The 11,941-nt window shown below is 60.9% G+C and carries 15 protein-coding genes and 1 pseudogene; 5 read left to right on the top strand and 11 right to left on the bottom strand.

The genetic code is table 11. The annotated features are described in order from the left end of the window. Positions 1 to 440: phosphoribosyltransferase family protein (locus EOA86_RS06500; RefSeq protein ID WP_281035636.1), on the top strand; the 440-nt coding region annotated here is incomplete at its 5' end. 115 nt (positions 441 to 555) lie between these two features. Here EOA86_RS06500 and EOA86_RS06495 read toward each other — a convergent pair. From EOA86_RS06495 to EOA86_RS38475, 3 genes are all read right to left on the bottom strand, one after another. Then, entirely contained in the window at positions 556 to 771 is a 216-nt protein-coding gene (locus EOA86_RS06495) for a hypothetical protein (protein WP_065010366.1), read from the bottom strand. Positions 772 to 787: 16 nt separating this feature from the next. Beyond that, positions 788 to 1,033 (bottom strand): hypothetical protein, encoded by a 246-nt coding sequence (locus tag EOA86_RS06490; RefSeq protein ID WP_029356303.1) that lies wholly within the window; start codon positions 1,031 to 1,033, stop codon positions 788 to 790. A 230-nt stretch (positions 1,034 to 1,263) separates the two neighbouring features. Further along, on the bottom strand, positions 1,264 to 1,425 hold the full coding sequence (locus EOA86_RS38475) for a hypothetical protein (RefSeq protein WP_082982578.1): 162 nt from the start codon (positions 1,423 to 1,425) through the stop codon (positions 1,264 to 1,266). Positions 1,426 to 1,924: 499 nt separating this feature from the next. On the opposite strand from EOA86_RS38475, the gene EOA86_RS06485 reads away from it, so the two are divergent. After that, on the top strand, positions 1,925 to 3,670 hold the full coding sequence (locus EOA86_RS06485) for a thiamine pyrophosphate-dependent enzyme (protein WP_128341037.1): 1,746 nt from the start codon (positions 1,925 to 1,927) through the stop codon (positions 3,668 to 3,670). Between the two features lie 19 nt (positions 3,671 to 3,689). Here EOA86_RS06485 and EOA86_RS06480 read toward each other — a convergent pair whose 3' ends face one another. From EOA86_RS06480 to EOA86_RS06470, 3 genes are all read right to left on the bottom strand, one after another. Beyond that, positions 3,690 to 3,971, bottom strand: coding sequence for a hypothetical protein (locus EOA86_RS06480; RefSeq protein WP_065010364.1), 282 nt, complete (start codon positions 3,969 to 3,971; stop codon positions 3,690 to 3,692). A gap of 166 nt (positions 3,972 to 4,137) precedes the next feature. Then, on the bottom strand, positions 4,138 to 4,386 hold the full coding sequence (locus tag EOA86_RS06475; RefSeq protein ID WP_065010363.1) for a hypothetical protein: 249 nt from the start codon (positions 4,384 to 4,386) through the stop codon (positions 4,138 to 4,140). A 130-nt stretch (positions 4,387 to 4,516) separates the two neighbouring features. Continuing rightward, positions 4,517 to 5,350 (bottom strand): SIR2 family protein, encoded by an 834-nt coding sequence (locus tag EOA86_RS06470; protein WP_128341036.1) that lies wholly within the window; start codon positions 5,348 to 5,350, stop codon positions 4,517 to 4,519. A gap of 186 nt (positions 5,351 to 5,536) precedes the next feature. On the opposite strand from EOA86_RS06470, the gene EOA86_RS06465 reads away from it, so the two are divergent. Then, positions 5,537 to 5,863 carry a hypothetical protein gene (locus EOA86_RS06465; protein ID WP_128341035.1) on the top strand — a complete coding sequence of 109 codons (327 nt, stop codon included), beginning with the start codon at positions 5,537 to 5,539 and terminating at the stop codon, positions 5,861 to 5,863. 18 nt (positions 5,864 to 5,881) lie between these two features. Here EOA86_RS06465 and EOA86_RS06460 read toward each other — a convergent pair whose 3' ends face one another. From EOA86_RS06460 to EOA86_RS06435, 5 genes are all read right to left on the bottom strand, one after another. Continuing rightward, on the bottom strand, positions 5,882 to 6,817 hold the full coding sequence (locus EOA86_RS06460) for an NAD(P)/FAD-dependent oxidoreductase (protein WP_127210448.1): 936 nt from the start codon (positions 6,815 to 6,817) through the stop codon (positions 5,882 to 5,884). Positions 6,818 to 6,892: 75 nt separating this feature from the next. Beyond that, entirely contained in the window at positions 6,893 to 7,366 is a 474-nt protein-coding gene (locus tag EOA86_RS06455; RefSeq protein WP_127210449.1) for a DUF2269 family protein, read from the bottom strand. Beyond that, the gene (locus EOA86_RS06450; RefSeq protein ID WP_128341034.1) at positions 7,366 to 8,652 is read right to left on the bottom strand and encodes an SDR family oxidoreductase; all 1,287 of its coding nucleotides are present in this window, start codon (positions 8,650 to 8,652) and stop codon (positions 7,366 to 7,368) included. The genes EOA86_RS06455 and EOA86_RS06450 overlap by 1 nt, the downstream gene beginning before the upstream one ends. A gap of 496 nt (positions 8,653 to 9,148) precedes the next feature. Continuing rightward, positions 9,149 to 9,367, bottom strand: a complete 219-nt coding sequence (locus tag EOA86_RS06440; protein WP_095519749.1) for a hypothetical protein — start codon at positions 9,365 to 9,367, stop codon at positions 9,149 to 9,151. A gap of 341 nt (positions 9,368 to 9,708) precedes the next feature. Beyond that, positions 9,709 to 10,356, bottom strand: coding sequence for a class I SAM-dependent methyltransferase (locus tag EOA86_RS06435; protein ID WP_128341033.1), 648 nt, complete (start codon positions 10,354 to 10,356; stop codon positions 9,709 to 9,711). Positions 10,357 to 10,654: 298 nt separating this feature from the next. Between EOA86_RS06435 and EOA86_RS06430 the strand changes: the two genes are divergently transcribed. Then, positions 10,655 to 11,788, top strand: a complete 1,134-nt coding sequence (locus tag EOA86_RS06430) for a transporter substrate-binding domain-containing protein (RefSeq protein ID WP_128341032.1) — start codon at positions 10,655 to 10,657, stop codon at positions 11,786 to 11,788. Beyond that, a pseudogene (locus EOA86_RS40020) lies at positions 11,789 to 11,941 on the top strand (ANTAR domain-containing protein); the annotation flags it as partial. It abuts the gene before it with no gap.

The raw sequence follows: 11,941 nt of genomic DNA, 5'->3' as shown, positions 1-11,941 counted from the left end.
TCCTCAACGAGGAGGCGATGGCTTTGGTCCAACCGTCAGACGATTACGTCGAGGCAGAGAAACGGCGGCAACTGCTCGAAATCGAACGCCGCAGAAACCTGTATCTCGGCAGCAGGCCTGCAGCTTCAGTCCTTGGCCGGACCGTTATCGTCGTCGACGACGGCATAGCGACCGGAGGCACGGTCAGAGTGGCGCTCAAGGCGTTAAGGAAGGATCGGGCCGCGCATGTTGTCTTGGCCGTTCCGGTGGCACCCAGGGATACGCTCGCCCTGATAAAAGCCGATGTGGACGAAGTGGTCTGTCTCGCCACGCCCGAGCCGTTTGTTGCGGTGGGCCGGTATTATGGGGACTTCGCGCAGACCACGGACGCGGAGGTGATCCGGCTGCTGCGTGAGGCAGAACAGTTCGAGAGCAAATCGTCGATGCGATCTGCCGGTTAACTCATCGCCGACAGCCGAAGGAGCAAGCTATCGCTAAGGACCGACGGAAGCAGATCGTCGAGCGGGCGAAATCTTTCTCTACCAGCAAGACCGCGCCCCAACGGCGGGCGAGCCGTCAGTCCCGCAAACGATTGGCAGCGTGATCCTGGCGCTGCTCGGTCGCGACCTGCTTGGAATCCAGACCGCGTTCCTTCGTATGCTGAGCCTTGTCGCGGTTGGACAGGATTTGGTTTTCTTCGAGCTTATCCTTTGGGGTCGTGGTCATGGCACCTGTACCAGAACCCTTTCCCCGTGCACCCGCTCCGACATGCTTCTTGCTACCTTTTGCCATCGGCTTGCTCCAATTCTTAGTCGTCGGGACGATTCTTGTGGTGAACGCTCTCCTGATTTTCTCCGCGAAGGATGTTGCGATCGTCAGGATCAACAAGGTCGGGTGTCTTGGACCTGATTTCCGATCCCTTGCGCAGCGCTTCACGTTCCGCTGCGGATCGCTTCAGGTCCGCCTCTGCGTCGAAATCCTTGCCGGCGCCCTTCGTGTTCTCCCGCTTTTCAATGATGCGCAATTGCTGCTCATGGGTCCTGCGTCCAGCCATTGGTTCCTCCTTGCGTTGGATTTGAGGCCCAGATTGCTGACGGCATCGTCGACTTCCCGGTGATTGCAGGGGCCACGGTCCTTGCCGAAGCGGGAACCGTGGGCACCACGATCTGAGCCTGTCCTTATGGCGATAATGGCAGGGCGGCGTGATCGTTCCGAAATGGCGGTCGAATAAACCGTCCATCGCTCATCGACTCCGGACTGCCCATCCGCATCTGCCACGATTCGTCAGTCTTTCTCCTCGCGATACAAGCGCTCGGTCGCCCGCGCGCTCACCCTGCGTTCTGCGGGACCGCGACGGCGTCGCGTAAGGAGTGCGTAGGCGATCAGGATTGCCAGTATCAGGGGACCGCCTGCAACGACGAGCAACCACATGCTGTTCTCAAACATGGACCATCTCCTTTCCCTCACAACCGAGAAGGCGCCGTAACCGTTCCTGGGCTCTGCGTAATGGAACCCTGTTCGCTGCGGACGGCGCCCGACCCGAAGCGATTGCCTGTCTGCGAGCTCGCGATCCGTTGCTTTGACGGCAATTATGCTACTGATTTGGCTGTGGTGCTGATTTGCGCCGACGACCCGCCGCCGAGGAGGGTTTTTTGTTTGAGTTTCGGCCATCCCTCAGAGCTGCATGTCACGCTTAAGGCGCGACTTGAGCTCGCCGAACCATTTCCGAGAAACCGAGACCTGGCTGAAGTCCAAACGCGGTCTCCTGCGGTTTTGCCAGGCAAAGACTGAGGCCCGCCCCTCAGGCGGCGCTGCCCGCCTGCCGTTCCGATGGAACATCCCGGCATCTCCGTCGTTCGGCGACTGATCGCCGATGTCCACGTCTGACGCCTATCGCCGCAGCGGGAGCGTAAGGCTGCAGATACCAGATACAGAGGAGGCAACCATGCCCAACACTGCCGAGATCCTTGTCGACACATTGATCGCCTGGGACGTTCGCGTGATCTTCGGCCTGCCGGGAGACGGCATAAACGGCATCATGGAGGCGCTACGAACAAGGCAGGACAAGATCCGCTTCGTACAAGTGCGGCATGAGGAATCCGCGGCTTTCATGGCGACGGCCTATGCCAAATGGACGGGCAAACTCGGCGTCTGCCTCGCCACCTCAGGGCCAGGAGGCACTCACTTGCTCACCGGCCTCTACGACGCAAAGCTCGACCAGGCGCCGGTCCTTGCCATAACCGGCATGCAATTTCACGACCTGATCGAGACGTTCACGCAGCAGGATGTCGATCTCACCCGTGTTTTCAACGACGTCGCCATCTTCAACACGCAAGTGACCGACGCAGCGCATATGGAGAACGTTGCCGGCCTGGCCTGTCGTTCCGCTCTTGCGGGACGCGGCGTCTCCCATCTCTCGATAGCCAGCGACGTGCAGGAACAGACGTCGGCAAAGCGCTCGCCCCGCAACCTTCCAAGACACACGCCCGAACGGTGGTTCGAAGGAGACAAGCGACCCGACGAAGCCCAGCTTGCTCTTGCGGCCGATATCCTCAACACAGCCTCAAAGGTGGCGATACTCGCCGGGCGCGGTGCGCTGCATGCCCAGGCCGAACTCGAGAGGACGGCGGAACTCCTCGCCGCACCCGTTGCCAAGGCTTTGCTCGGCAAAGCCGTCTTGCCGGACGATCACCCGCACGTCATGGGCGGAATCGGAATATTGGGCTCGCTGACCTCGCAGGAGATCATGGAGGAATGCGAGGCGCTGCTGATCGTCGGCTCGACCTTCCCCTACATCGAATACTATCCCAAGCCCGGCAAGGCGCGCGGCGTGCAGATCGACCGCAACGCGCAGCGGATCGGCCTTCGCCATCCTGTCGAGGCCGGTCTCGTCGGCGATGCGGCCATCACGCTGCAATTGCTGAATGAAAGGCTGAAGCCTAAGCAGGACAGATCGTTTCTCGAGAACGCGCAGCAGAGCTTACAGCGTTGGCGCAAGATGATGGCCGAGGCGGAAAGCAGGGACGACGTGCCGCTCAAGCCGCAACGCGTCGTCAAGGCATTCGGCGACCGAATGCCGGTCAACGCGATCCTGGCTAGCGATTCCGGTCAGAACACCGAACTTGCCGCCCGTCATATCGATATCAAGGCAGGCCAGGATTTCGCCGTCTCCGGCTCGCTGGCATCGATGGCCTGCGGGCTGCCCTATGCGATTGCCGGCGGGATCGCCTTTCCGGGCCGGCCGGTTTTTGCGGTGGTGGGCGATGGCGGGCTGGCGATGCAGCTTGGCGAATTCTCGACGGCCGTGCGTTACAAGATTCCGCTCAAGCTTCTGGTGATCAAGAACAACATGCTCAACCAGATCGCCTGGGAGCAGATGATGTTCCTCGGCAACCCGCAATTTGCCTGCGAACTCCAGCCGATCGATTTCGCTTTGACTGCTGAGGCCATGGGGGGCATCGGCTACAGCGTCACCCGGCCTGAGGACGTCAATGGGGTCCTTGATGCCGCGTTTGCCGCGGAAGGCCCGGTGATCATAGAGGCGGTCGTCGACGCGTATGAACCTATGCTGCCGCCGCGCATGCCGGACGAATATCGCAAGAACATGCGCACAGCGCTGCGGGAAACGCCAGGCCGTAAGGAGATCGAAGCAAACCTCGCTCGGGAGCCGCTGAAGACAATGATGGGCTGACTGCAGGTCCCCTGGCCGGTCACTCCTTGACGTAGGCGCCTGGCTGGCGCCCGCTCTTCGGAGCCTTGGCGTCCTTGGAACGCTCGGCGATCGACGGTCCGGCGCCGGATGTGGGCGGGTTTTGCCCTTCGGACTGATGGGTTTTGTCCTCCACCTCGTCCTTCGACCGTGTCAGGCCCATCCCGCCGGCAGGCTTCTTGTTGCCAGCCGCCTCTTGGGAGAATTGATCCGACGCGTCTGCATCTTTCTTGGCCGGGTACTTGGTAGCACCATGTTCGTAGCGGGTCTCGTTTTCAGTCATGGCGTGTCTCCGATTGCCTCATGCATAGCGGTTAAACAGCCCTGTGACGGCCGGGTTCCAACTGCCGCCCGTGCTCCCCACTGCCGGCATATGCGACGTCTGCAAACGGACGCGGCGCCCGCTGGCGCGGCTGCCGATCCGGCAACGCTCAGGCATCCTGCGGCAGTCAGGCCTCTTGCCATGGCGTGTGCAGGATATCGGCGCCCGGCTGCTCGTCGAACAGGACCGCGCAGCCGCGCTCCCACGCCACCGGCGACAGGGCGTTGGCCACGATTTCGTCCGGCGAGATGAAATCCCCGGTCAGCACCCGCAACTCTTCCACGGCTTTGGCCATTGACACCAATCGCCCGGCGGCGCGGCCGGTCGTGCAAGCGTTGATGACGGAAACGAGATCGATCATTTCGAAGTGGCCCATCCTAGGCCTCCGCAAACAGCGTCCCTTTCCGGCTATGAACGTCGCAGCGATCGACAATGTTCCCGGCCTGGTCGAACGAAGTCAGCTTTCCGAAGCTGCCGTCAACCATTCGGCTTCAAGCGCGGTGCAGTCACATCGCCTTTCCGGTATTGCCTATCCCTTCCTTAAGCTTGCTCAGGAATGCCACCAGAGCATCCTCCGGCCGATCGGCCTCCTCGGTCAGCATGTCGATCCCCCAGCGTCCGAGGACCGCTTCCTGGACGACGCTCGGTTGCGGCATGAAGACGAACGATTTCGGACGGTTCTTTTCGTAGCCGGACCGGCGCCAGGTTTCCCAAAGCCGATACAGCAACAGACGGATGTTCATGTCGGACATGCTGTAGCCGATGAACAGGATGGTGCGCCCCAGTGCGTCGGCACGAAACTTCACATCCAGCGGCGACTCGAACGATAGCCGCTCGAAATAATCGGACTCCGCCAGGACCAGAGATGCATCGTCGTCGAAATCGCCGTGGTATTTGATGATCTGGGTAACTTCGCCGTTCACCTTGGCGATATCCTTGGCATTGGCCACTTTTACGAACGGGCGGTCGTGGACTTCGAATGCAACCTCAAGGTTCCGATCATAGTTGGTGGTGTAGATGATCGGGAAATCCAATGACACGATCAGCTTGTGGATCGCCGACCCCTTGACTTTTTCCCGCGAGACGCTCCATTCGCGATCCATCCAGCTGCGCAAGGGACCGAGACCCCCATTCTTCAGCCGGTAATATTCGGCAAGAGCCTGGTAGCTGGGTTCAGGTATGTCGACCATGTCGCGGTCGAGGCAGAGTTCATCCTCCATATGCTCGATGAGCTTCTGCCAGGATGGCAGGCCGACGCTCATCGACACCCCCGCCCCAACGAACAGGATCGCTCGTCGCTCTTTCACGGACTGAGCCAGTTGCTCGAGTGCAGACGGCATGGCCAACTCACCAGGCAATGATCCAACACAACTGCGAAAGGCGTCCTCTGTTCCGGAGAAGCCCGGACCACTGCCAAATGTGTCCAGCAAATGGGGTGTGTTCAGAAAATCGGGTGTGTTCAGAAAATCGGGCGCAGACTGGAACCGGTTGAGGCAGATTGAAGTTTGGTTGTCAGGGAGACGACGATGGCCGCACGACGAGATCAGACGACTGCCAAAGCGAGAGGCGATATTCAGGCCGGGGCGACGCAGGACAAGACCCCGGGGTTCGACCCTGCCGCCGCACCTGAAGCGACCGACGCCGAAGCGGCAGATGTGCCGAGCCCTGCCGCCGAAGCTCGCCCACGCCGACAGCCAGAGTTCACGAATGAAGCAAGCTTCGGCGATGCGATGCGGCGGCCGGCAGGAAGCGAGCCTGATCTTCAGCCTCGCAGCAACTGGCCGGTGCTGGTGATTGCCGCAGTCGTTCTCGTAGCGGCCGCGGTCTTCGTGATAGCAGCCATGCTGCGCTAGCGAGGTACGTTTCGAGAGCTATTCGTACCCGAGGGTAAGGTCATTGTGAGCATCTGTCGCGGCTATCGCAGCCTGGCCAAAAGCGACTGCGATCTGGTTCAGCGCTTTGACCAGGTCGCCGATGGCATACACTCCATCGACCGAAGTCCGCTGATGCTTGTCGACGACAACATAGCCCTCGTCGCAGCATTCGATGCCCATTGCCAGGGCGAGTTCGGAACGCACCCGGCATCCCATCGCCGGATAGATGACGTCGAAATGTCGCACCTCGCCGTCCTTAAGGATGGCCTCGTAACCATTTTCGGACGGAACAAACTTTTTGAACGTGTCGCAAATGGCAATGTTCTCTTCCATGGCCACGCGCCGTGTGCTGGCGGAAAAATCGGGAAGATAGCGTGCGAGCAGTGTGACGTGCTGCGTGTACTGCTTGAGGAACAAGGCCTCTCGCAGTGCCTTCGCCTCGTGTCCGATAACCGCGACCCGACGATCTATGACTTCATAGCCGTCGCAAACCGGGCAAAGGCGTACGCTGCCTCTGGCGATGGCCTCGCCCAGACGCGGAATTGCAGGCACGACGTCGACGATACCTGTCGCCAGGAATATCTTGCGGGCGACGATCCGCCCCGCGTTTGTCTCGGCACCGAATCCGCCTAAGGTCGGCTCGATCGATGACGCCTGATCCTGCACCAGTGTCGCTCCGTATTCGGCGGCCTGCGCGCGAAGGCGTTGCAGAAGATCGGGGCCGCTGATCCCTTCCGGAAATCCGGGGCAATTACGGCTTTGTGGAATCAGCATCGCGCGCGATTCACCCGCGTCGACCACGACGACCCGATGACGAAACCTGCCGAGATAGATAGCGGCGGCCAGCCCCGCAGGTCCGCCGCCAACAATGAGAACATCCGCTTCAGTCGCGGATGAGGCTGAATGTCGGCGTTTGCGCACGGATTGATCCATCCGCGCCGAACGCACTCATGGGAAAGATGTTCCAGCGCCGAAATCGAAAGGCGCGACATCTGCCGCGGCAAGGCGTTACCACTCGATCGCCGGCCGCGCGATCATCAGCCAGAAAATCCCGAGGACGGCAGCAAAGGCGGGAAAGCCAAAGGCGAACCACAGCCAGAAAAGCCTGATATACCGGGCCGGCAGCGGGTCTCCCGCCTTGGCGGCTTCGGACGCCAGATTGCGCATCTCCATCTGCATCCATACCACCGGCAGCCAGAACACACCGGTGATGATATAAAGCGCGATGGAAAGCACGATCCAGCCTTCGGAGAGCGAGTAACCCGCCAGCCAGGCGAGCGCGACGCCGGTTATCGGCTGCGCCACGACGGCAGTTGCCGTGAAGAGAAAGTCGGCGACCACTACGATGCGCGCCACTGCCGCAATTGTTGCTGCATTGCCGGTCCTGTGGGCGAGAAGCATGAAGAAGGCAATGCCGGCGCCCGTGCCAAGCAGCACGCTGGCACCGATGACATGCAGGTACTTCAGCACGAAATAGAGCATCAGCGCTCCTCCAGGATTGCCAATGCAACGAAGTGAAGGACGATGATCGGCAAGACCTTCAGGAACGGCCCAAGCGGTTCGTTCCACAGGTCCGGGCGCAGGAAAGTGCCCACGATTAGATAGAAGAGCGAGAGCGCGATGCCGGCGTAGACGCCTTTTCGCGCCGTTGGCCGCCAGGCTATGAGTGCGCCGACGACGACGTCGGCAAGAGCGCCGGCGATCACGGCAGGCGCCGACAACATGCCAGCCCCCGTGCTTTGCATGAGGCCGATGCCGTTGCCGTAGCCAGTGGTCAGCGAAACAATCCCCGTCATGATCCAGAAGAACGGCAGGACGACGAAGATTGCAGGCTTGGCGAAATAAAGCCCGGCGAACCATTTCTCCTGCACCGTTGCCGGATTGAGCGCGAGGAACTGCGCCAAGCTTTGTGGGTGTATGCCGGTCAGGGAAGTCCAGTTCGATGGATCTCCGACCGCCCCTCGCGTGATCTCCCTGGCGGCATTAGTGCGCATCGGAGGTCGCCAGCCGAGCACCGCGGCGAGATCGCCGAGGCGGTAGAGAAATCGGGCAACCCATCCCGGCAAGACAAGCCTGGCTGCGGAACCCCAGCCGAGCCAGCGGCGAAAAGTGCCGACAATCTCATCCATGGTCAGCTGTTCGGGACCTGCAAGTTCCAGCGCCATACGAGACGGACTGCCGGGATTGAGAAAGAAGAGCACCGTCGAGACCACATCCTCGAGCTGCACGACCTGTAGCCGGCCGGTATCTGGCATTGACGGCAGCACCGGCAGCGAGGCCAGACCGCGAAACAATGCACTGGCCCCAAACACAGGCCGGCCGAGCACCACGGAAGGGCGAAGGATTATCCAGTCCAGATCAAGTGCCATGAGGGCCTGATCGCCAGCATATTTCGTCGCCGAGAACGACGAAGGCTGTGCCCGATCGACACCCATTGCCGAGAAGTGGATCACCTTGGCAACGCCGGCCCGCGCGCAGGCGAGAAAAAGAGCCGCCGCAGCATCGCGATGAACTTGCCCGGTCTTTTCGCGAGGGCTGTCCTGCAGAACGCCGGCACAGTTCACGACGGCATCGATGCCGGCCAGATGCGGCAGCCAATCTTCAGGGCGTAGCGCGGTCGCCATGTCCAGCACCAGCAATTTGCAGTCGCGGGCTGCATTTGCCCGAGGGCTACGGACGATGCCGACCACCTCATTTCCTTCGGAAACGAGGCGGGAACAGACCGAAGCGCCGATCAGGCCGGTGGCGCCAACAACGAGAATTCTCATCGGGCCCCGGTCTCCGGTAGCGGTAACCACGAGACCATCGCCGTCCTATTCGGCGCGTGTCTCCTCGATGGCGTCGATGTTGTTCCGGCGCTGCGAAAACACACGTCTCCCAGGCAGTTGTTCAAGGGTGATGGTGACCACAGGCAGTCAAGTCGAAGACCGCGACGTTTACTGGTATTTACAGTGCGCGCTTGTAGCGTTGCTTCCACACATTGTCCTCCCAGCGACCGAACGGACCGCAAGACTGCTGTGCAACTTGAAATAGAGCACATCATGGTTGCGTCAACTGAACCGCTGACGGACCTGCGCGATCATTTGGGCAGTCCAGTGGGGCATTAGCTGTATGAATGCGCGAGAGACGATCGCGGCCACTGTCCAGCAACGCGGAAAAAACCTCGAGGACTGGATTAGGAAAGCACCAGGAGACCTATTATGGACAGGGAAGCGCGTATCAGGCGGCGAGCCCATGAAATCTGGAAGTTGAGGCGATCCTCGCCTAACTCGATGGGGCGGACTCCTCATTCCTGTACTCGTGAATGAGGCCGAGGATTTGCGATCGGACCAGTTCGCGAGCCTCGGCCTGAACGAACGGCATCAACAGTTCGACCCGTTCCTCGACGCTCTCGGGCAGATCCGCAGCAGGATCGATGAGGTCGTTACCGTGCGCGTAGAGATTTTCCGTCAGTTTTTTGTCGAGGTCGGAAAAAATGCCCATTGATCTGCTCCAAGCCAGCTTCTCTGCTTAAATTGAATGCTGACGAAAATGTTCCCCGGATGATCGATCACAACAGCTGCTTCTCCGGCCGAACGCGGGCTAGTCCAGCTCTGGTGGTAGCTTTTGACGTGATGCGGATTACCTGTTCCGACCCCAACTAGGACGCTCATTGTTTGGCGCTGAGCGTCGGCAGTTTAGTGAAAAGCGATCCGTCAAAACCTTACCTGACTCGCCCGTTTGCTCACAGTCAGGATCAAATCCGGACGAGAAAGGACCAAGTCGGCTTGGGCGGGAAAACAGCGCGAGCGTTATCGCTTTGGTCGAGCCACGGGGAAACTGGCCTATGGCTTTCTAAAGAAGCCGGACAGAATATTCGGACCCACTTCGCCGGGCCGCATTCTAATCCCGTCCTCGAAGCAGTTCAGCGTCACGCACTGGAAGCCGCTGTGTGCGAGGAGTGCCACCAGCGAGTCACGGTCGAAATGGTGCAGGTGCTCGTTGGGGAGACGCATACGCCACGTTCGGAACCACGCGTCGCCGGTGGTGCCGAGCTCGCGCCAGCGGCAATAAGGGACGGCGACGGCCAGGTAGCGGGCCTGAAGGCGGGCGAGGAAACCCAGGTCCGGGATGTGCTCAAGCACGTCGAACATGGCGACGAGATCCCACGAACTGGCAAGAGCCTCATCCCAATCGACAAAGCGGACGCCCTTGGGCAGCGGAAACCTGGCGATGTCGCAGCCGGCGCAGTCGGCGACCCCGGTTATTTTCGCGGCTTCGACGAACGTGCCCGTGCCATATCCAATCTCCAGGACGGACCGAGGAATTTGGCCGGTGATTCCCAGCACCCAGCCAAGTCGCTGATATCCGAGCTTGATGGTCCGGTCACTCAGGTCCTCGTAATAGGAAATGTATTGCTTGTCGTACTTGATCGGTGTGAAGTCGATCTGGTGGATCACGCCAAACCCGTCGACCTCGTAGTTGTCCAACATTAGCGTGCGGCCTCCAGCTTCCGAATTCCTTACATGGCAGAGCTAAACGCGACGTAACCGGACAACTGAGCGGTTCCGGTATTCGGGCGGTAGCGGATCGGCCCCTTTAGCCATATGGCTCCCAATCACGGACGGTCAGGTTCCGGCCCAGACTGCCGGGCGGCAATGCCTCTATCTCTGCCGGAGAGATCACCTTTGCCGCTTCCTGAAAGCAGAGATAGCCAGCGACCACGCTGGCGATTGCCATGACGCCTCGCGTGCAATAGGCCTTTGCCGGAAAAGCTCAGGGAGGATTGCCGTGACAGGTACAGCCGGGACATGGCGCGTCGGAATCCTTTTTTCGCGCAGCGGCATCACTTCGGTCACCGAAAGCGAGCATTTCTACGGAACCGCCTTGGCCATCGAGGAGATCAATGCCGGCGGCGGCGTGCTGGGGCGGCAGATCGAGCCGATCACCTACGATCCGGGCAGCGACCCCGAGGCGTTTCGTTCGCTGGCCCGCAGGCTTCTGACCGAGGACGACGTCAACGTCATCTTCGGCTGCTCGATGTCTGGCAGCCGCAAGGCCGTGCTGCCGATTGTCGAGCGCTACAACGGCCTGCTCTGGTATCCTTCGATCTACGAGGGCTTCGAATATTCGGAGAATGTCCTCTATACCGGCGCCACGCTCAACCAGAATACCTTCGCGCTGGCCGACTTCATCCTGCAGCGCTACGGACCGCGCGTGTTCATGGCCGGGTCCGACTACATCTATCCGCATGAATCCAACCGGGTCATGCGCGATCTCCTGGAATGCAAGGGCGGCACGATCGTCGAAGAACAGTATGTGCCGCTCGATGCCGACGAACGCCGGATGCGCCGGCTGATGGCCGATATCGAGAAGGCCGCGCCGGACGCCGTCTTCTCGACGGTTATTGGGCGCAGCGCGCAGATCCTCTACAGGCTCTATGCCGAGGCAGGCATCGATCGGACACGGCGGCCGATAGCCAGCCTGACCTTGGCCGAAGGCGAGATCCGCGTGATCGGCGCCGAGCACTGCACCGGCCATGTGCTGGCGGCTCCTTACCTGGCGAGCGTCGACAGCGGCGAGAACCAGCGCTTCGTCGGCGAGCTCGCCCGCCGGTTCGGCGACCGGACGACCGCGACCATGTGGTCGCAGACGGCTTATACGCAGGTCCACCTGTTCGCCCGCGCGCTGGAAAAGGCCGGAACCCTCGACACCTTTCGCCTCGGACAGGCAGCGCTCGAGGTCGACTATGCGTCGCCGGAGGGACGCATGATGTTCGACCAGGAAAACCGCCACGTCTGGTCGACGCCGCGCATCGGTATCGCCAACGCCACCGGGCAGTTCGATATCGCCTGGCAGTCGCAGGCGCCGATCCGGCCCGACCCCTATCTCGCCTCCTCTCGTTTCGAAGAGCCTTGGCTTTAAATGACGGCAACGCTCAAACGCATTCTCAACGACCTGCGGCAGGCGAAGATCCTGGTCATCCATCCGAAGGACGAGGATGGCGCCGCGCTGGTCGATCACCTCCGGCGCCTAGGCTGCGAAGTCAGGGCGGCGTGGCCGCCGCCGGCGTCGATC

The sequence above is a fragment of the Mesorhizobium sp. M5C.F.Ca.IN.020.32.2.1 genome, from assembly GCF_004023105.1.
Classification (GTDB): domain Bacteria; phylum Pseudomonadota; class Alphaproteobacteria; order Rhizobiales; family Rhizobiaceae; genus Mesorhizobium; species Mesorhizobium wenxiniae.
The sequence above is the reverse complement of the archived record's forward strand: the minus strand, read 5'-3'. Positions and strand labels throughout refer to the sequence as shown.

Bases quoted from the DNA above. Each gene is read 5' to 3' on its own strand.
- EOA86_RS06495 (WP_065010366.1), bottom strand. From the start codon at position 771: ATGGCAAAAGGTAGCAAGAAGCATGTCGGAGCGGGTGCACGGGGAAAG.
- EOA86_RS06470 (WP_128341036.1), bottom strand. From the start codon at position 5,350: ATGCCGTCTGCACTCGAGCAACTGGCTCAGTCCGTGAAAGAGCGACGA.
- EOA86_RS06485 (WP_128341037.1), top strand. From the start codon at position 1,925: ATGCCCAACACTGCCGAGATCCTTGTCGACACATTGATCGCCTGGGAC.
- EOA86_RS06450 (WP_128341034.1), bottom strand. From the start codon at position 8,652: ATGAGAATTCTCGTTGTTGGCGCCACCGGCCTGATCGGCGCTTCGGTC.
- EOA86_RS06435 (WP_128341033.1), bottom strand. From the start codon at position 10,356: ATGTTGGACAACTACGAGGTCGACGGGTTTGGCGTGATCCACCAGATC.
- EOA86_RS38475 (WP_082982578.1), bottom strand. From the start codon at position 1,425: ATGTTTGAGAACAGCATGTGGTTGCTCGTCGTTGCAGGCGGTCCCCTG.
- EOA86_RS06475 (WP_065010363.1), bottom strand. From the start codon at position 4,386: ATGGGCCACTTCGAAATGATCGATCTCGTTTCCGTCATCAACGCTTGC.
- EOA86_RS06465 (WP_128341035.1), top strand. From the start codon at position 5,537: ATGGCCGCACGACGAGATCAGACGACTGCCAAAGCGAGAGGCGATATT.
- EOA86_RS06480 (WP_065010364.1), bottom strand. From the start codon at position 3,971: ATGACTGAAAACGAGACCCGCTACGAACATGGTGCTACCAAGTACCCG.
- EOA86_RS06440 (WP_095519749.1), bottom strand. From the start codon at position 9,367: ATGGGCATTTTTTCCGACCTCGACAAAAAACTGACGGAAAATCTCTAC.
- EOA86_RS06460 (WP_127210448.1), bottom strand. From the start codon at position 6,817: ATGGATCAATCCGTGCGCAAACGCCGACATTCAGCCTCATCCGCGACT.
- EOA86_RS06490 (WP_029356303.1), bottom strand. From the start codon at position 1,033: ATGGCTGGACGCAGGACCCATGAGCAGCAATTGCGCATCATTGAAAAG.
- EOA86_RS06455 (WP_127210449.1), bottom strand. From the start codon at position 7,366: ATGCTCTATTTCGTGCTGAAGTACCTGCATGTCATCGGTGCCAGCGTG.